We start from the raw sequence: 17,806 nt of genomic DNA on the forward strand, positions 1-17,806 counted from the left end.
GCGGGCTAGCCCTTAGACGGTGGCCGTTTCGCCCGAGACCACGTCGGGGGCCAGGGGAGCGATGGCGGACAGGATTTCCGTCACCGTCTCGGCCGGGACCCCGGCCGCGGCCAGGGCGTCACCCAGGTGCCCGGCCACCAGGTTGAAGTGATGCATGGTGATCCCGCGCCCCTGGTGCACCTGCTTCATCGGAGCGCCGGTGTAGGGCTCGGGCCCGCCGAGGGCGGCCGCGAAGAACTCGGCCTGTTTGCCTTTGAGGCGGTTCATATTCGTCCCGGCGAAGAAACCGGCCAGCTGGTCGTCGGCGAGGACGCGGACATAGAAGTCCTCGACGACGAGCTCGATCGCCTCGTGCCCGCCGATTCGGTCGTAGATGCTGGTCCGGTCCTGCTTGCGGAAACGTGCCATCAATCGCATCGCCCCAGGGGAACATTCGGGCGTTGCCGCTCGATTAGTGTGCGGTCGCGCGCGGATTACTGGTGGTAACAACGTGATCACCCGTTCCGGCCGGCGGCTGTGAGGTCTCGCTGTTGTCACAAGGCGGTATTCCGGCGCACTTGGCCCGGGTGATGTCCTAGGTTGGGGAGTATGACCCGCGTCACATCTCCCGTACCGCCGAACCCCGTAAGGAGCGAGCGCCGATGAACCTTGGTGATCTGACCAACCTCGTCGAAAAGCCTTTGGCGGCGGTGTCCAACATCATCAACACCCCCAATTCGGCGGGGCGATATCGGCCGTTCTATCTGCGCAACCTGCTCGACGCGGTGCAGGGCCGGACGCTGGCGGACGCGGTGCAGGGCAGGACGATCCTCATCACCGGCGGCTCGTCGGGCATCGGCGCGGCGGCCGCCAAAAAAATCGCGGAGGCCGGCGGCGAGGTGGTGCTGGTCGCGCGCACCCAGGAGAAGCTCGAAGAGGTCGCCGATGAGATACGGGAGGACGGCGGCACGGCCCACGTCTACCCGTGCGACCTGTCCGACATGGACGCCATCGCCGCCATGGCCGACAAGGTGCTCGCCGACCTGGGCGGCGTCGACGTGCTGGTCAACAACGCGGGCCGGTCGATTCGCCGCTCCCTGGCGCTGTCCTACGACCGCATCCACGACTATCAGCGCACCATGCAGCTGAACTACCTGGGCGCGGTCCAGCTCATCCTCAAGTTCATCCCCGGGATGCGAGAGCGCGGCTACGGCCACATCGTCAACGTGTCCTCGGTCGGCGTGCAGACCCGTGCCCCGCGCTTCGGTGCCTACATCGCCAGCAAAGCCGCGCTGGACAGCCTGTGCGACGCGCTGCAGGCCGAGGTGGTCACCGACGACGTCAAATTCACCACCGTGCACATGGCGCTGGTGCGCACGCCGATGATCGGCCCAACCACCATCTACGACAAATTCCCCACCCTCACACCGGATCAGGCGGCCACCGTGATCACCGACGCGATCGTGCACCGGCCGCGACGGGCCAGTTCGCCATTTGGTCAGTTCGCCGCCGTCGCCGACGCCGTCAACCCGGCGGTGATGGACCGGGTACGCAACCGCGCCTTCGGCATGTTCGAGGACTCGGATGCGGCTAAGGGCGCCGAATCTGGTTCCGGCGCAACAGAATTCGACAAGCGCAGCGAAACGTTCGTCCGCGCGACCCGAGGGATCCATTGGTGATCTTATGAGCCTTCCCAAACCGAACACGCAGAGCACCGTCGTCATCACCGGCGCCTCCTCGGGCATCGGCACCGAGCTGGCCCGCGGCCTGGCCCGCCGGGGTTTCCCGCTGCTGCTGGTGGCGCGGCGCCGCGAGCGCCTCGATGAGCTGGCCAACGAGGTGGGCCAGGAGTATTCGGTCGGGGTCGAGGTCATGCCGCTGGACCTCAGCGTCGCCGCGTCGCGCCGGAAATTGGCCGACCGCCTGCACAAGGAGCCGATCGCCGGGCTGTGCAACAGCGCGGGCTTCGGCACCAGTGGGGTCTTCCACGAGCTGCCGGTGGAACGCGAAAGCGAAGAGGTCACCCTCAATGCGCTGGTGTTGATGGAACTGACCCACGCGGCGCTGCCCGGCATGGTGGAGCGCGGCGCGGGCGCGGTGATGAACATCGCGTCGATAGCCGGATTCCAGCCGATTCCCTACATGGCCGTGTACTCGGCCACCAAGGCCTTCGTGCAGACCTTCTCCGAGGCCATCCACGAGGAGCTGCACGGGACGGGGGTCTCGGTGACGGTGCTGTGTCCGGGCCCGGTGCCCACCGAGTGGGCCGAGATCGCCAACGCCGAGCGGTTCAGCATTCCGGCGGCCCAGGTCTCGCCGCAAGACGTGGCCGAGGCCGCGATCAACGGCATGCTCGCCGGCAAGCGCAGCGTGGTGCCCGGCGTGGTGCCCAAGGTGGTCAGCACCGGGGGGCGCTACGTGCCGCGCACGCTGCTGCTGCCGGCGATCCGGATCGGCAACCGGTTCCGCGGCGGGCCCAGCCGGTAATGACTGTGCGCGTGTGGATTTTGACTCTGCGCTGACGGCGGGCCCTACTCGCACTTTGCCGCCATAGCCGCAGAGTCAACCGCGTGTCGGTCGGGGGTGGTAGCCATGCCAGGCATGGAGAAGCCATTTGTCGGCAGCGAGGCGGTGGCCGCCGGGGAGATCAGCCGCCATGAGTTGCGCACCTACTACCGCGCGATCATGCCGAACGTCTACCTGAAAAAGCGGGTCGAGCCGACGCTGCGGCAACGCAGCGTCGCCGCCTGGCTGTGGTCGCGGCGGGAGGCGGTGATAGCCGGCGCCGCCGCGTCGGCCATGCACGGCGCCAAGTGGGTCGACGACGGCGTGCCGGTCGAATTGATCTGGCGCAACGCGAGGGCGCCCGCCGGCGTCGTGACGCGCCATCAAGCGCTGTCCGCGCACGAGTTCGAGCGGCTCCATGGTCTCCCGGTGACGACGCCGGAGCGCACCGCGTTCGACCTCGGCAGGCGCGGCGGCCTTACCCGTGCGGTTGCTCGGCTCGATGCGCTGGCCGCCGCCACCGACTTCAAGGTGAACGACGTCTTCGAACTGGCTGGCGCCCATCGGCATACGCGGGGCCTGCGTCAACTGGAGACCGCGCTGGATCTGGTCGACGGGGGAGCGCAATCGCCGAAGGAAACCTGGCTGAGGTTGCTCTTGATCAACGCGGGCTTCCCCAAACCGCGAACCCAGATCCCGGTGCTCGGGGCGGATGGCTTTCCGCGGTACTTCCTCGACATGGGCTGGGAAGACCGCATGCTGGCGGTCGAATACGACGGCGAACAGCACTGGACCGACCCAGAGCAATACGCCTTCGACGTCGAACGCCAGGAGTATGTGGCCCACGTCGGCTGGACCGTGATCCGGGTGGTCTCGCGGCAGCGTCCGCGCGACGTGATTCGGCGAGTCCAGCACGCATGGGATGCGCTGCGCTAGCTAGTCACCGCTATTCTCGGCCGGTGGCTGCCGTGGAGATGACGATGGACGTGCCGATGAGCCCCCAGGACATGTGGGATCACGTCGCGGACCTGTCGGATCTGGGCAGCTGGCTGGTGATGCACGAGGCGTGGCGCAGCGAGCTGCCCGACGAGATCACCGAGGGCACCCAGGTCGTCGGCGTCGCACGTTCCAAGGGTCTGCGCAACCGGGTGACCTGGACGGTCACCACGTGGGACCCGCCGCACGAGGTCGCCATGTCGGGCTCCGGCAAGGGCGGGGCAAAGTACGGTGTGCGGCTCACCGTGCAACCCAGCGACGACGGATCCACCCTGGGCCTGCGCCTTGAGCTGGGCGGCCGCGCGCTGTTCGGTCCGGTGGGTGCGGCCGCGGCCCGCGCCGTCCGGTGCGACGTCGAGAAGTCGCTCAAGCGGTTCGTCGAGCGGTACGGCTAAGACACGTTCGCGACACGCCCGGAACACGTCGGTGTCCGGTCATAGACTGGCGTCCCTATGAGTCAGTCGTCCTTCGTGCACCTGCATAACCACACCGAGTACTCGATGCTGGACGGTGCCGCGAAGATCACCCCCATGCTCGCCGAGGTGGAGCGCCTGGGAATGCCGGCGATCGGGATGACCGACCACGGAAACATGTTCGGCGCCAGCGAGTTCTACAACGCGGCGACCGCGGCCGGGGTCAAGCCGATCATCGGCGTCGAGGCCTATGTCGCCCCCGCTTCCCGTTTCGATACCCGACGGATCCTGTGGGGCGATCCCAGCCAGAAGGCCGACGACGTCTCCGGCGGCGGCTCGTACACGCACCTGACGATGGTCGCCGAGAACGCCACCGGCCTGCGCAACCTGTTCAAGCTGTCCTCGCTGGCGTCCTTCGAGGGCCAGCTGGGCAAGTGGTCGCGGATGGACGCCGAGCTGATCGCCGAAAACGCCGCCGGCATCATCGCCACGACCGGGTGCCCGTCCGGCGAGGTGCAGACCCGGCTGCGGCTGGGCCACGACCGCGAGGCTTTGGAGTCGGCCGCCAAGTGGCGAGAGATCTTCGGGCCCGACAACTACTTCCTCGAGCTGATGGATCACGGGCTGAGCATCGAGCAGCGGGTCCGCGAGGGACTGCTCGAGATCGGCCGCAAGCTCGGCATCCCGCCGCTGGCCACCAACGACTGCCACTACGTCACCCGCGACGCCGCCCACAACCACGAGGCGCTGTTGTGCGTGCAGACCGGCAAGACGCTCTCGGACCCGAACCGGTTCAAGTTCGACGGCGACGGCTACTACCTCAAGTCGGCCGCCGAGATGCGTCAGCTGTGGGACGCCGACGTTCCCGGCGCCTGCGACTCCACGCTGCTGATCGCCGAGCGGGTGCAGTCCTACGCCGACGTGTGGGAACCACGCGACCGGATGCCGGTCTTCCCGGTGCCCGAGGGGCACGACCAGGCGTCCTGGCTGCGCCACGAGGTGGATGCCGGGCTGCGCCGGCGGTTCCCCGCCGGCCCCGCAAACAATTACCAAGAGCGGGCGGCCTACGAGATCGACGTCATCTGCGCCAAGGGCTTCCCGTCCTACTTCCTGATCGTCGCCGACCTGATCAACTACGCACGCTCGGTCGGCATCCGCGTCGGGCCGGGCCGCGGCTCGGCCGCCGGCTCGCTGGTGGCCTACGCGCTGGGCATCACCGACATCGACCCGATCCCGCACGGGCTGCTGTTCGAGCGGTTCCTCAACCCCGAGCGCACGTCGATGCCCGACATCGACATCGACTTCGACGACCGTCGCCGCGGCGAGATGGTGCGCTACGCCGCCGACAAGTGGGGCTCCGACCGCGTCGCCCAGGTCATCACCTTCGGCACCATTAAAACCAAAGCGGCGCTGAAGGATTCGGCCCGGATCCATTACGGCCAGCCCGGCTTCGCGATCGCCGACCGCATCACCAAGGCGCTGCCGCCGGCGATCATGGCCAAGGACATTCCGCTGTCGGGCATCACCGACCCGAACCACGAGCGGTACAAGGAAGCCGCCGAAGTCCGCGGCCTGATCGAAACCGATCCCGACGTGCGCACCATCTACCAGACCGCGCGCGGCCTGGAGGGCCTGATCCGCAACGCCGGCGTGCACGCCTGCGCGGTGATCATGAGCAGCGAGCCGCTGACCGAGGCCATCCCGTTGTGGAAGCGGCCCCAGGACGGGGCCATCATCACCGGCTGGGATTACCCGTCGTGCGAGGCCATCGGCCTGCTGAAGATGGACTTCCTGGGGCTGCGCAACCTGACGATCATCGGCGACGCGATCGAGAACATCAAGGCCAACAGGGGAATTGACCTCGACCTGGAGTCGGTGCCGCTGGACGACAAGCCCACCTACGAGTTGCTGGGCCGCGGCGATACCTTGGGCGTGTTTCAACTCGACGGCGGGCCGATGCGCGACCTGCTGCGCCGCATGCAACCCACCGGCTTCGAGGACATCGTCGCGGTGCTCGCGCTGTACCGGCCCGGCCCGATGGGCATGAACGCCCACAACGACTACGCCGACCGCAAGAACAACCGGCAGGCCATCACGCCCATTCACCCCGAGCTCGAGGAGCCGCTGCGCGAGATCCTCGCCGAGACTTACGGTTTGATCGTTTATCAAGAGCAGATCATGCGGATCGCGCAGAAGGTGGCCAGCTACTCGCTGGCCCGAGCCGACATTTTGCGCAAGGCCATGGGCAAGAAGAAGCGTGAGGTGCTGGAGAAGGAGTTCGAGGGCTTCTCGGAAGGCATGCAGGCCAACGGTTTTTCGGCCGGCGCGATTAAGGCGCTGTGGGACACCATCCTGCCGTTCGCCGACTACGCGTTCAACAAGTCGCACGCCGCGGGCTATGGTCTGGTGTCGTATTGGACCGCGTATCTGAAGGCCAACTATCCCGGCGAGTACATGGCCGGCCTGCTCACCTCCGTCGGCGACGACAAGGACAAGGCCGCGGTCTATCTCGCCGATTGCCGCAAGCTCGGCATTACGGTGTTGCCGCCCGACGTCAACGAGTCCGGCCTGAACTTCGCGTCGGTGGGCGCCGACATCCGCTACGGGTTGGGCGCGGTGCGCAACGTCGGCGCCAACGTCGTCGGCTCGTTGATCCAAACCCGCAGCGACAAAGGCAAATTCACCGACTTCTCGGACTATCTGAACAAGATCGACATCTCGGCGTGCAACAAGAAGGTCACCGAGTCGCTGATCAAGGCCGGCGCGTTCGATTCGCTGGGGCATTCGCGCAAGGGCCTGTTCCTGGTGCACACCGACGCGGTGGATTCGGTGCTCGGCACCAAGAAGGCCGAGGCGATCGGGCAGTTCGACCTGTTCGGTGGCTCCGGGGACGCGGGTGATGCTGGAGACCCCGTGTTCACCATCAAGGTGCCCGATGACGAGTGGGAGGACAAGCACAAGCTGGCCCTCGAGCGCGAGATGCTGGGGCTGTACGTGTCCGGGCATCCGCTCAACGGCGTCGCGCACCTGCTGAGCGCCCAGGTGGACACCGCGATTCCGGCGATCCTGGACGGTGATGTTCCCAACGACAGCCTGGTGCGGGTGGGCGGCATCCTGGCGTCGGTGAACCGGCGGGTCAACAAGAACGGAATGCCTTGGGCGTCAGCGCAATTGGAAGACCTCACCGGTGGCATCGAGGTGATGTTCTTCCCGCACGCCTACTCGGCCTACGGGGCCGAGATCGCCGACGACGCGGTGGTGCTGGTCAACGCCAAGGTCGCGGTCCGTGACGACCGGATTTCGCTGATCGCCAACGAGCTTGTGGTGCCGGACTTTTCGGCCGCGCGGGTGGATCGGCCGCTGGCGGTGAGCCTGCCCACCCGGCAGTGCACCCTGGACAAGGTGAGCGCGCTCAAGCAGGTGCTGGCGCGCCACCCCGGCACCTCGCAGGTGCATCTGCGGCTGATCAGCGGGGAACGGATCACCACCTTAGAGCTGGACGCCTCGCTGCGGGTGACGCTCTCGCCGGCGCTGATGGGTGATCTGAAGGCGCTGCTCGGTCCGGGGTGCCTGGGCGGATAGTTCGCGCAGTTGGCGCTCGCGACGACAGGTTGAGGTTGTCGGCAGCGGTCGCTGATGCGGGTGGCCTCGTCGTAATGTGGTTGGCATGCCCCTTTCAGGTGAATACGCACCCAGCCCGTTAGATTGGTCCCGCGAACAGGCCGACAAGTACGTCGAATCCGGCGGAACCGACGGCACCGATCTGAACGGCATGCCCGTCATCCTGCTGACCACCGTCGGGGCCAAGACCGGCAAACTTCGCAAGACCCCGCTGATGCGGGTCGAGCACGACGGCGAGTACGCGATCGTCGCGTCGCTGGGCGGGGCGCCGAAGCACCCGGTCTGGTACTACAACGTGGCGAAGAACCCGCGGGTCGAGCTGCAGGACGGCCCGGTCACCCGCGATTACGACGCCCGCGAGGTGTTCGGCGAGGAGAAGGCGGTGTGGTGGGAGCGCGCGGTGGCGGCCTATCCGCCCTACGCCGACTACCAGAAGAAGACCGACCGCCAGATTCCGGTGTTCGTGCTGACCCCGGTTGGCTGAATCCGCCGGTTGGGCGGCATGGCACCATTGATCGGTGTCCGCTTCACTGAGCCAGAGTAGGTCACCGCTGCCGCCGTTGAACGCGGCGGACATTGACGACGCGGCAAAGCGGATCGCTCCCATCATCACGCCGACCCCGTTGCAGCTCAGCGATCGGCTCTCGGCGATCACCGGCGCGCGGGTCTACCTCAAACGCGAAGACCTGCAGGTGGTGCGCTCGTACAAGCTGCGGGGCGCCTACAACTTGATGGTGCAGCTGACCGAGGAGGAGACGGCCGCCGGCGTGGTCTGCTCCTCGGCCGGCAACCACGCGCAGGGCTTCGCGTATGCGTGTCGGACGCTGGGCGTGCACGGCCGGGTCTACGTGCCGGCCAAAACGCCCAAGCAGAAGCGCGACCGAATCCGCTACCACGGCGGCGAGTTCATCGAGCTGATCGTGGGCGGATCGACCTACGATCTGGCCGCCGAGGCCGCGCTCGCCGACGTCGAGCGCACCGGCGCCACGCTGGTGCCGCCCTACGACGACCCGCGCACCATGGCTGGCCAGGGCACCATCGCGGTCGAAGTGCTCGAGCAACTCGGCGAGCCCGACCTGATGGTGGTGCCCGTCGGCGGCGGCGGCTGCATCGCCGGGATCACCACCTATCTGGCCGAGCGCACCACGGACACCGCGGTGCTCGGGATCGAGCCGGCCGGCGCCGCCGCGATGATGGCCGCGCTGGCCGCCGGCGAGCCGGTGACGCTGGACCACGTCGACCAATTCGTCGACGGCGCCGCCGTGAAGCGGGCCGGCACGCTGACCTACGCCGCGCTGGCCGCCGCCGGCGACATGGCGTCGATCAGCACCGTCGACGAGGGCGCGGTGTGCACCGCGATGCTGGATCTCTACCAGCACGAGGGCATCATCGCCGAGCCGGCGGGCGCGCTGTCGGTGGCGGGGCTGCTGGAAACCGACATCGAGCCCGGGTCGACCGTGGTGTGCCTCATCTCGGGCGGCAACAACGACGTGTCGCGCTACGGCGAGGTGCTGGAGCGCTCGCTGATCCATCTCGGCCTCAAGCACTACTTCCTGGTGGACTTCCCGCAGGAGCCGGGCGCGCTTCGGCGCTTCCTCGACGAGGTGCTCGGACCCAACGACGACATCACCCTGTTCGAGTACGTCAAGCGCAACAACCGCGAGACCGGCGAGGCGCTGGTGGGCGTCGAACTGGGGTCGGCGGCCGACCTGGACGGCTTGCTGGCGCGGATGCGGGCGACGGACCTGCACGTCGAAACCCTCGAGCCCGGTTCGCCCGCGTACCGCTACCTGCTGTAGCCCGGCGCGAGCGTCCTCATCTGTACGCGCTTTACGGTGTGTCGCCGTACATTTGAGCGCGCTCGCGGTGAGGGGTGAGGTACGGCGGGACCGGGGTGGCGGGGTCGAGGTCGTCTGCCGGCACGGGAGTTCCCGCCAGCAGCGTTAGCGGCACTACGCCCGCCCAGTGCGGCAACAAGAGGTCTTGCGGGTCGTCGACCGGGCCACCGGTGCGCACCTTGGCCGACACCTCGACGAGGTCCAACGCGAGGACCGCGGTCATGGCGAGTTCGCGCTCGTTCGGGGGACGGCAGTCGGCGGCGCGACCCGGGGCGAGGTGATCGAGCAGGGACTGCAGCGCCCGCCGCTTCTCGGCGGCGTCTTCGACCAGGCGCGCGTCGCCCAGCACCACCACCGAGCGATAGGCCAGCGAATGGTGCAGCGCCGAGCGGGCCAGCACCAACCCGTCGACCAGGGTGGCGGTGACGCAGACGGGCAACCCCTCGGCTCTGGCGGCCAGCATCGGGCCGCTGCCGGTGGAGCCGTGCAGGTACAGGGTTTCGCCGCGGCGGGCGTGCGTCGTCGGCAACACCACGGGCCGGCCGGCGTTGGCGTAGCCGAGGTGGCAGATCAGCGCCTCGTCGAGGATGCGATGGACGACTTCGCGGTCGTAGCTGGCGCGCTCCCGGTAGCGGGTGGGCGTCGTCCGTGCCGTCGGTCGGTAGGCGGTTGTCATGTAGTGTGTCCTAGTACATAATTATCTACGTGCCAGTACAATATACGATAGCCGGCGCGGGCGCGGAATCGATAGCGGCCAACGTGGAAGAAGCCATCTCGGGGGGCGCGCTGGCGCCGGGCGACGCGTTGCCCCCCATCCGCGAGCTGGCCGGCCGACTGGGCGTCAATGCCAACACCGTCGCGGCGGCCTATCGCCTGCTGCGCGAACGCGGCGCCGTCGAAACCGCCGGGCGGCGGGGCACCCGAGTGCGCGGGCGACCGGCGACCACGCCGCGGTCGTTGCTCGGGCTCGACGTACCCGCGGGGGTTCGCGACCTGTCGACCGGCAACCCGGATCCCGCCCTGCTGCCCATCGGCGGCGCCCGGGCGCCGCGCCCCAGCGCCGTGCTCTACGGCGAGGCGCCGCTGTCGCCCGAGCTGGCCGATCACGCCCGGGCCGCGCTGGCCGCCGACGGCGTTCCCGCCGATCACCTCGCGGTGACCAGCGGCGCGCTGGATGGCATCGAGCGGGCGCTGAGCGCGCACCTGCGCCCCGGCGATCGGGTGATCGTCGAGGATCCGGGGTGGGCGAACCTGTTGGATCTGCTTGCGGCGCTGGGGCTTTCGGTTGAGCCGGTCCGAATCGACGACGACGGGCCGCTGATCGCCGATATGGCCCGGGCGCTGGACCGCGGAGCGCGGGCGCTCGTCGTGACCACCCGCGCCCAAAACCCCACCGGCGCAGCGCTTTCCGCGGCGCGCGCCGACGCGGTGCGCGACCTGCTGGCCGACCGGACCGATGTGCTGCTCGTCGAGGACGACCACTGTGCCGGCATCTCCGGTGCGCCGCTGCACACCCTGGCCGGCGCCACGCGCCATTGGGCCTTCGTGCGCTCGGCGTCCAAGGCCTACGGACCCGACCTGCGGCTCGCCGTGATGGCCGGCGACCATCGCACCGTCGAGCGGGTGCACGGGCGCCTGCGGCTGGGGCCGGGCTGGGTCAGTCGTCTGCTGCAGGATCTCGCGGTCGGCCTGTGGGCGGACGACGCCGCGACGCGCCTGGTCGGACAGGCCGAAGAGCGCTACACCGGCAACCGGGTGCGGTTGTGCGCCGCGCTTGCCAAGCGCGGTGTCGCGGCCCACGGCCGGTCCGGCCTCAACGTGTGGGTGCCGGTGCCCGACGAGACCGTTGCCATCACGCGGTTGCTCAATGCGGGTTGGGCGGCGGCGCCGGGGACGCGGTATCGGGTTCGTACCGCGCCGGGCATCCGCATCACGATCGCCGATTTGCACGAAGACGAGATCGACCCGCTCGCCGACGCTGTCGCCGAGGCGGTGCGGAGCACCGGCCGTCGATCTGTGTAGTGGGTGTGTATCATTGGTGTATGTCACGCACAAACATCGACATCGATGACGAACTTGCCGCGGAGGTAATGCGCAGGTTCGGCCTCTCCACGAAGAAGGCGGCGGTCGATTTGGCGTTGCGACGTCTGGTTGGCTTGCCCCTGACCCGTGAGTTCCTGCTCGGACTCGAAGGAGTCGGCTGGGAGGGTGACCTCGATGACGTGCGAAGCGAACAGCCCGACAAATTTTGATGATCCTGATCGACACGTCCGCCTGGATCGAATACTTCCGCGCCACCGGATCCACCGCCGCACGCGAGGTACGCCGGCTGCTCTCGGACGGCATCGAACAGATTGCGATGTGTGAACCCATTGCCATGGAGATCTTGTGCGGAGCGACCAACGACACTCACCCGACGCTCGAACGCCTCATCAACGGGCTGCCCTCGCTGGCTGTCGAAAATGCAGTCGATTTCCGTGCCGCCGCGGATATCTATCGTGCTGCCCGGCGTGCTGGCAAGACAATTCGAAGCATCAACGACTGTCTCATTGCCGCGGTAGCGATCCGCCACAATGCCCGGGTTGTCCACTGCGACGCAGACTTCGATGTCATTGCGCAAATAGCCAGCCTCGAGGCGGCCGCGATTCGGTGACGTGTGTCTCGCATCAGGTCGGTGTTATCTGCAGCAGGGATTCGTCGTTGGCCCGAAAGATCGGTTCCAGCGGTACGGCGAAGCGTTCGGCGCTGTCGCTCAACGCTTTCGACCACACCCGATCGGCCGGGCAGATCGGGCCGCACCCGGGTCCGGTCAGCAGCAGCGCCACCGTGGTGCCGGACGCCATGTCGTCGAGCAGTGTGCGCAGCGCCGACATGAGATTCTTCAGCGTCCGCGCGCGTGGGCGAGGACCCACGGCGAGGTGGCTGAGCACCTTCGTCAGCCGACGGTCCGGCCCGAGGAAGCCGAACCACAGCAGCCTTTCACCGAATCCGAGCGGCCCCATCAGGGCGCGCCACCGCTGTCGCAGGTCGGCGGCGGAATGCACCGGATCGGTCGCGGTCTCCATGGGCGGGATCGGCAACAGCTCGGAATGACTCATGAGCGAAGGATCGGTCGCCGGCCGCGATCCCGCCAGTCAGTTATCCACAGCCCCGACGAGTGCGCGGTAGATCGATATCGATCCGCTGATCGTCTCGAACACGTGGGTTTCCTCGACGCGGGCAAAACCCACCTCGGCCATCAATTCGGGCAGCACGCCCCGCGCGTTGGGTTCGGTGTTCTCGAATCCGTCGCCCTTCTGGACGAGGCGAAAACGCTTGCGCATCTTGGCGGTTCGCTGCAAACCGTAGTCCGCGACGTGCAGGCTGCCGCCGGGTTGCAGCGCGTCGTGGATGGCGGCCAGCCCGGCGCGTTTCTCCTCAAGCGGCACCTGATGAAACACCAATGACGACAACACCTTTGTGACACCGCGCCCGCGTAACAGGTCGGCGGCGTCACGCAAATATCCGGGCAACAGCTGCACCGGTGGTGCTACTCGCGCAAGCTTGGCGCGGGCGCGCCGCCGGATCGCCTCGTCCGGGTCGATGCCGATCAGTATCGCGGCCGGGCAGGCCCGCGCCAACAGGCCCAGCTGGGTGCCTGTGCCGCAGCCGATGTCGGCGATGACGTCGCCCGGTGACGGGCAGATCTGGTCGAGCAGCGCCGGACGCCAGCGCCGGGTGCCGCTCAACAGAAAGCTCAATGCGTCGTAGGTCCACAACTGTGGCGCCGCCGGCACGAAGTCGGTCACGCGTCTATCTCGATGCCGGCCGCGTTGGCGACTTCGCGGTAGGCGGCCGCCAGGGTGGTTACCGACGCGTGGGCGTTGCGCCCGCTCGGGTTGGGGACCACCCACAATTCGGCGGCAGGGTAGGGGCTGAGCTGCTTGCCGAGCGTGGCCCCGGGATCGTTGAAGGCGGCGCGATACGCCGTGATCCCCAAGACGGCGACCACGCGCGGCGAGAACTCGGCCACCGTCTTGCGTAGGCGCCGTGCGCCTTTGACGAGTTCGGCCCCGGTCAGCTCGGCCGCGCTCGCCGTCGCCCGCTGCACCAGGCCGGTAATGCCGATTCCGCGGTGCAACAGGTATTCCCGGTCGGCGTCGGTGAAGCCGGCCGAGGCGTCGATGAGGCGGTCGGTGATTCCGGCCTGAAACAGCGCCGGATAGAACCGATTGCCGCGGGGAGCGAAGGCGGCCTGGACGGCGACGCTGCGCAGTCCCGGGTTGATCCCCACAAACAGCAGCCGCACCTGGTGGGAAATCAGATCCGGCAGGGTTTTACCGCTGAACCGCTTCAGCTCGTCGCGGCTGAACCTCACCGACATTGCCGCATCGTATCGTGGGGCCGCTGCCCGGCGAGCAGACCCAAAAGCGGGGCTTTTACGTCTGCTCGCGGGGGGACCGCAGCAGGGCGAACGAGTGGGCGGGTAGCTCGGTGGCCTCGCCGCCAACGTTCGGCGCCTCGAAGGCCAGCACCACCTCGCCGGTGACCGGCACGCTGGTCGGCTCGGTGCCGAGGTTGCAGGCGATCGCCAGCCGGCCGCGACGCACGACGATCCAGCGTTGATCCTCGTCGTAGTCGACGACGAGATGGCCCAGCCAAGGGTCGGCCAGCTCGGGCTCGCTGTGCCGCAGCGCGATCAGCTCGCGATATACCCGGTGCAGCCGGGCGTGTTCGCCGGTCCCGACCTCCGCCCAGTTCAGCTTGGAGCGCTGGAAGGTCTCCGGATCCTGCGGATCGGGAATGTCGTCGGCGTCCCAGCCGTGCTCGGCGAACTCGGCCTTGCGTCCCTCGGCGGTGGCGCGGGCCAGCTCCGGCTCGGGATGCGAACTGAAGAACTGGAACGGCGTCGACGCGCCCCATTCCTCGCCCATGAAAAGCATTGCGGTATAAGGGGATGCGAGGGCCAGCGCGGCCTTGATCGCCAGCTGGCCGGGGGTGAGGTTCTGGGAGGGGCGATCCCCGAGCGCGCGATTGCCGACCTGATCGTGGGTGCAGGTGTAGGCGAGCAGCCTGGTGGCCGGGACCCGCGCGGTGTCCAGTGGGCGCCCGTGGCGGCGCCGCCGGAATGACGAATAGGTGCCGGCGTGAAAGAACCCGTGCCGCAGCGTCTGTGCCAGGCTGGCCAGCGAGCCGAAGTCCGCGTAGTAGCCCTGCCGCTCACCGGACACGGCGGCGTGGATGGCGTGATGGATGTCGTCGTCCCACTGCGCGGTAAGCCCATACCCGCCTTGGTCGCGCGGCGTGATCAGCCGCGCGTCGTTGAGGTCGCTCTCGGCGATCAGCGACAGCGGGCGGCCCAACTGCGTTGACAGCGAATCGGTCTCGGCGGCCAGCTCCTCGAGGATATGGATGGCGGTGGTGTCCACCAGCGCGTGCACGGCGTCCAGGCGCAGCCCGTCGGCGTGGAAGTCGCGCATCCAGCGCAGCGCGCACCCGATGATGTAGCGGCGCACCTCGTCGGAGTCGGCGTCGGCGATGTTGATGCCCTCACCCCAGGGGTTGCTCGCCGACGAGAGGTAGGGGCCGAACTTCGGCAGGTAATTTCCCGACGGCCCCAGGTGGTTGAAGACCGCGTCGATCAGCACACCCAGGCCGCGGGCGTGGCAGGCGTCGACGAACCGCACCAGCCCGTCGGGGCCGCCGTAGGGTTCGTGCACGCTGTACCACAGCACGCCGTCGTAGCCCCAGCCGTAAGGGCCGGAGAACGAATTGATCGGCATCAGCTCGACGAAGTCGACGCCCAGCTCGACCAGGTAGTCCAGCTTGTCGATGGCGGAGTCGAATGTGCCCGCCGGCGTAAAGGTTCCGACGTGCAGCTCGTAGATCACCGCGCCCTCGATCGGTCGCCCGGACCAGCCGGTGTCGGTCCATGTGGCGCTGTCGGCGTCCCAGAGTTGCGAGCGTTCGTGCACGCCGTCGGGCTGGCGGGCCGATCGCGGATCGGGCAGCACCGTGGGGTCGTCGTCGAGCAGGTATCCGTATCGGGCGTCGGGCGGCGCCTCGACCGTCGCGCGCCACCAGCCGTCATCCGAACGCCTCATCTCGTGCACGGCGCCGTCTGTGCCGTCTAGGTAGAGCCGCACTCGCTCCGGTTTGGGCGCCCACACGCGGAATTCAGTCATGACCACGCACCAACAACACCACCGGCAATTCGGCGAACAATTCGGCCGCCGACGTCGGCCCCACGGCCGTGGCGCCGGTGAGCGCGTCGGTCCAGGAGCCCTCGGGTAACGGCAGCACCGTGTTACCCCAACCGGTTTCGGCCAGCCGGACCGTCCAGCGGGTGACCGCGACCAGGATGTCCCGGCCGCGGCGGAACGCCACGACGTGATCGGCCGCCGAGCCGCCGGCAAGCACCGGAACATAATCGCCGTGCAGGAAGCTCTCGGGGTGGGTACGGCGCAGCCGAAGCGCGGTAGTGACCACCCGGATCTTGGGGTGCTGCAGCGCGTCCAGGGCGGCCCTGCGGGCGGGGTACGCCACCGCTCGGCGGTTGTCCGGGTCGACGAGGCTGTCGTCCCACAGCTCGGTGCCCTGGTAGACGTCGGGTATGCCCGGCACCGTCAGCGCGAGGAGCTTCTGGCCCAGCGCATCGCTGGCGGCGTGCGGATTGAGTTGCGCGACAAGCTCGGTCAGCGCCGCGGCCACCGGGCCGTCGAGCACGGTGTCCAGCCAAGAGTGCACCGCATCCTCGAACGCGGTGTCCGGGTCGTTCCACGAGGTGTGCCAGGCCGCCTCCCGGATGGCCTTTTCGGTGTACCCGTGCAGCCGCTCGCGGAGCGTGTCGGTGACTTCACCGCTGACCGGCCACACCCCGAAGATGTTCTGCCACAGGAATTGTCCGGTCGCGACGTCGGGGGAGGGGGCCTCGATTTCCCAGCGGGCGAGGAATTCGGTCCACAGCGACGGCACCTGGGACAGCACACCGATGCGCGCGCGCACGTCCTCGCCGCGTTTGGTGTCGTGGGTGGTCAGCGTGGTCATCGCCTGCGGCCACAGCCGGGCGCGGGTGGCGGCGCGCTGATGGAATTCCGCGACGCCGACGCCGAACCGGTGCGGTTCCCCGCCGACCTCGTTGAGCGACACCAGCCGGGCGTCGCGGTAGAACAGGCAGTCCTCGACGGATTTGGCGGTGACCGCTCCGCACAGCTGCTGCAGCCGCGTGGCCGGTTCGCCGCCGACCGCCAAAGCCGCGGCGATCACCTGCAGCGCGGGTACCAATTCCGGTGTGGCCGTTTGGGTTTCGGCTAGCGCCCCGGGCAGGGTCGCGGACAGGCCCAGGTAGTCGGTGCGGTACACCCCGATATGGGTGAGCAGTGCGGCCACCGCCTCGGGCAGCTGTGGATGGTCGGTGCCGGCGGCGGCCGCGATCGCGCGGCGCAGCCTGCGCAGCTCGCTGGCCAGCGTGTCGGTGGCGGCGCGCACCTTGAGCTGCGCGAGCAGCACGGGCATGGCCTGATAGTCCACGCCGGCGGATTCCACCAGCGCCGTCAGCGCGGGCTCACCGTTCGGATCGACGAAGACCCCGCCGACTTCGCGCAACACGTCGTAGCCGGTGGTTCCGGCGACCGGAAGGGTGGGTTCCAGCGCCTCGTCGACGGCCAGGATCTTCTCGATCACGATCCAGGCGTCCGGGCCGACCAACTCGCGCAGCCATGCCAAATAGCCACTGGGATCGGATAATCCGTCGGGGTGGTCGATGCGCACGCCGTCGACCAGCCCCTCGGTGAACCATCGGGCGACCTCGGCGTGACTGGCGTCGAACACGGCGCGGTCCTCCTGGCGCAGCCCGGCCAGCGAGGTGATCGAGAAGAACCGCCGATATCCGCACACCCCGTTGCGCCAGCCCACCAACCGGTAGTGCTGGCGGTCGTGCACCTGCGCGCCGGTGCCACCGGACGTGCCCGGGGCGAGCGGCAGCGCCAGGTCCCCCAACCGCAGCAGGTCGCCGTCGACCTCGAGCGCGTCGACGTCATCGTCGGAACCCAAGACCGGCAACACGATTCGGCCGTCGGCCAAGTCCCAGTCGATGTCGAAGTACGACGCGTACTGCGATGATCGGCCGTGTCGAAGGACGTCCCACCACCACGGGTTCTGTTGGGGCTGGTCGATTCCCACGTGGTTGGGCACGATATCGACGATCAGCCCCAGCCCGCGTGCGCGCGCCGCCGCCGACAGCCGCGCAAGGCCCTCGGGGCCGCCCAGCTCCGCCGACACCGTCGTCGGGTCGGTGACGTCGTACCCGTGGGTGGAACCGGAGGTCGCGGTGATGATGGGCGACAGGTAGAGATGCGAGACCCCGAGTTCGTCGAGGTAATCCACCAGGTTCTCGGCGTCGGCGAAGGTAAATCCGAACCCGCTGGAGGCACCGCGCAGCTGCAGCCGGTAGGTCGACAGCACGGGAAAGGCCAT

General features: G+C 68.3%; 17 protein-coding genes. 10 read left to right on the forward strand and 7 right to left on the reverse strand.

All coding sequences use genetic code 11. The annotated features are described in order from the left end of the window. Positions 1-12: 12 nt before the first annotated feature. Positions 13-417 (reverse strand): group I truncated hemoglobin, encoded by a 405-nt coding sequence (locus G6N66_RS11110; protein ID WP_085235235.1) that lies wholly within the window; start codon positions 415-417, stop codon positions 13-15. Between the two features lie 224 nt (positions 418-641). Here G6N66_RS11110 and G6N66_RS11115 point away from each other — a divergent pair, with 224 nt between their 5' ends. The 7 genes from G6N66_RS11115 (at position 642) to ilvA (ending at position 9,313) form a co-directional block, all read left to right on the forward strand. Beyond that, on the forward strand, positions 642-1,658 hold the full coding sequence (locus tag G6N66_RS11115; RefSeq protein WP_085235236.1) for an SDR family NAD(P)-dependent oxidoreductase: 1,017 nt from the start codon (positions 642-644) through the stop codon (positions 1,656-1,658). A 4-nt stretch (positions 1,659-1,662) separates the two neighbouring features. Beyond that, the gene (locus G6N66_RS11120; protein WP_085235237.1) at positions 1,663-2,466 is read left to right on the forward strand and encodes an SDR family NAD(P)-dependent oxidoreductase; all 804 of its coding nucleotides are present in this window, start codon (positions 1,663-1,665) and stop codon (positions 2,464-2,466) included. A 114-nt stretch (positions 2,467-2,580) separates the two neighbouring features. Further along, positions 2,581-3,420 (forward strand): DUF559 domain-containing protein, encoded by an 840-nt coding sequence (locus G6N66_RS11125; protein WP_085235238.1) that lies wholly within the window; start codon positions 2,581-2,583, stop codon positions 3,418-3,420. A 23-nt stretch (positions 3,421-3,443) separates the two neighbouring features. Next, complete coding sequence (locus tag G6N66_RS11130; RefSeq protein WP_085235239.1) at positions 3,444-3,875, forward strand: type II toxin-antitoxin system Rv0910 family toxin; 432 nt, start codon at positions 3,444-3,446, stop codon at positions 3,873-3,875. A 57-nt stretch (positions 3,876-3,932) separates the two neighbouring features. Further along, entirely contained in the window at positions 3,933-7,475 is a 3,543-nt protein-coding gene (gene dnaE / locus G6N66_RS11135; protein ID WP_085235240.1) for a DNA polymerase III subunit alpha, read from the forward strand. 85 nt (positions 7,476-7,560) lie between these two features. Next, positions 7,561-7,998: a nitroreductase family deazaflavin-dependent oxidoreductase gene (locus G6N66_RS11140; protein WP_085235241.1), complete on the forward strand. Its 438-nt coding sequence runs from the start codon at positions 7,561-7,563 to the stop codon at positions 7,996-7,998. Positions 7,999-8,032: 34 nt separating this feature from the next. Continuing rightward, positions 8,033-9,313, forward strand: coding sequence for a threonine ammonia-lyase (gene ilvA, locus G6N66_RS11145; protein ID WP_085235242.1), 1,281 nt, complete (start codon positions 8,033-8,035; stop codon positions 9,311-9,313). Between the two features lie 31 nt (positions 9,314-9,344). Here ilvA and G6N66_RS11150 read toward each other — a convergent pair whose 3' ends face one another. After that, the gene (locus tag G6N66_RS11150; RefSeq protein WP_085235243.1) at positions 9,345-10,028 is read right to left on the reverse strand and encodes a pyridoxamine 5'-phosphate oxidase family protein; all 684 of its coding nucleotides are present in this window, start codon (positions 10,026-10,028) and stop codon (positions 9,345-9,347) included. 29 nt (positions 10,029-10,057) lie between these two features. Here G6N66_RS11150 and G6N66_RS11155 point away from each other — a divergent pair, with 29 nt between their 5' ends. Genes G6N66_RS11155 through vapC form a run of 3 tightly spaced genes read left to right on the forward strand, consistent with a single transcriptional unit; the run spans position 10,058 to position 12,005 of the window. Next, positions 10,058-11,374, forward strand: a complete 1,317-nt coding sequence (locus G6N66_RS11155) for an aminotransferase class I/II-fold pyridoxal phosphate-dependent enzyme (protein WP_085235244.1) — start codon at positions 10,058-10,060, stop codon at positions 11,372-11,374. 20 nt (positions 11,375-11,394) lie between these two features. Beyond that, on the forward strand, positions 11,395-11,604 hold the full coding sequence (locus G6N66_RS11160) for a type II toxin-antitoxin system VapB family antitoxin (protein ID WP_179968272.1): 210 nt from the start codon (positions 11,395-11,397) through the stop codon (positions 11,602-11,604). Continuing rightward, positions 11,604-12,005: a type II toxin-antitoxin system VapC family toxin gene (gene vapC / locus G6N66_RS11165; RefSeq protein WP_085235245.1), complete on the forward strand. Its 402-nt coding sequence runs from the start codon at positions 11,604-11,606 to the stop codon at positions 12,003-12,005. Before G6N66_RS11160 ends, vapC begins: the two co-directional genes overlap by 1 nt. A gap of 13 nt (positions 12,006-12,018) precedes the next feature. Here vapC and G6N66_RS11170 read toward each other — a convergent pair whose 3' ends face one another. From G6N66_RS11170 to treY, 5 genes are all read right to left on the reverse strand, one after another. Continuing rightward, positions 12,019-12,450 (reverse strand): hypothetical protein, encoded by a 432-nt coding sequence (locus G6N66_RS11170; RefSeq protein WP_085235246.1) that lies wholly within the window; start codon positions 12,448-12,450, stop codon positions 12,019-12,021. A 36-nt stretch (positions 12,451-12,486) separates the two neighbouring features. Continuing rightward, complete coding sequence (locus G6N66_RS11175) at positions 12,487-13,140, reverse strand: class I SAM-dependent methyltransferase (protein WP_085235247.1); 654 nt, start codon at positions 13,138-13,140, stop codon at positions 12,487-12,489. Next, on the reverse strand, positions 13,137-13,709 hold the full coding sequence (locus G6N66_RS11180) for a mismatch-specific DNA-glycosylase (RefSeq protein ID WP_085235290.1): 573 nt from the start codon (positions 13,707-13,709) through the stop codon (positions 13,137-13,139). The genes G6N66_RS11175 and G6N66_RS11180 overlap by 4 nt, the downstream gene beginning before the upstream one ends. A gap of 61 nt (positions 13,710-13,770) precedes the next feature. Then, positions 13,771-15,516: a malto-oligosyltrehalose trehalohydrolase gene (treZ, locus tag G6N66_RS11185; protein WP_085235291.1), complete on the reverse strand. Its 1,746-nt coding sequence runs from the start codon at positions 15,514-15,516 to the stop codon at positions 13,771-13,773. Next, positions 15,509-17,806 carry a malto-oligosyltrehalose synthase gene (gene treY / locus G6N66_RS11190; RefSeq protein WP_085235248.1) on the reverse strand — a complete coding sequence of 766 codons (2,298 nt, stop codon included), beginning with the start codon at positions 17,804-17,806 and terminating at the stop codon, positions 15,509-15,511. The genes treZ and treY overlap by 8 nt, the downstream gene beginning before the upstream one ends.

The sequence above is a fragment of the Mycobacterium conspicuum genome, from assembly GCF_010730195.1.
GTDB lineage: Bacteria > Actinomycetota > Actinomycetes > Mycobacteriales > Mycobacteriaceae > Mycobacterium > Mycobacterium conspicuum.

What these genes read in the sequence shown, in the direction of transcription:
- G6N66_RS11110 (WP_085235235.1), bottom strand. Translation starts at nt 417, where the DNA reads ATGCGATTGATGGCACGTTTCCGCAAGCAGGACCGGACCAGCATCTAC.
- G6N66_RS11115 (WP_085235236.1), top strand. Translation starts at nt 642, where the DNA reads ATGAACCTTGGTGATCTGACCAACCTCGTCGAAAAGCCTTTGGCGGCG.
- G6N66_RS11120 (WP_085235237.1), top strand. Translation starts at nt 1,663, where the DNA reads ATGAGCCTTCCCAAACCGAACACGCAGAGCACCGTCGTCATCACCGGC.
- G6N66_RS11125 (WP_085235238.1), top strand. Translation starts at nt 2,581, where the DNA reads ATGGAGAAGCCATTTGTCGGCAGCGAGGCGGTGGCCGCCGGGGAGATC.
- dnaE (WP_085235240.1), top strand. Translation starts at nt 3,933, where the DNA reads ATGAGTCAGTCGTCCTTCGTGCACCTGCATAACCACACCGAGTACTCG.
- G6N66_RS11140 (WP_085235241.1), top strand. Translation starts at nt 7,561, where the DNA reads ATGCCCCTTTCAGGTGAATACGCACCCAGCCCGTTAGATTGGTCCCGC.
- G6N66_RS11150 (WP_085235243.1), bottom strand. Translation starts at nt 10,028, where the DNA reads ATGACAACCGCCTACCGACCGACGGCACGGACGACGCCCACCCGCTAC.
- G6N66_RS11160 (WP_179968272.1), top strand. Translation starts at nt 11,395, where the DNA reads ATGTCACGCACAAACATCGACATCGATGACGAACTTGCCGCGGAGGTA.
- vapC (WP_085235245.1), top strand. Translation starts at nt 11,604, where the DNA reads ATGATCCTGATCGACACGTCCGCCTGGATCGAATACTTCCGCGCCACC.
- G6N66_RS11170 (WP_085235246.1), bottom strand. Translation starts at nt 12,450, where the DNA reads ATGAGTCATTCCGAGCTGTTGCCGATCCCGCCCATGGAGACCGCGACC.
- treZ (WP_085235291.1), bottom strand. Translation starts at nt 15,516, where the DNA reads ATGACTGAATTCCGCGTGTGGGCGCCCAAACCGGAGCGAGTGCGGCTC.
- treY (WP_085235248.1), bottom strand. Translation starts at nt 17,806, where the DNA reads ATGGCCTTTCCCGTGCTGTCGACCTACCGGCTGCAGCTGCGCGGTGCC.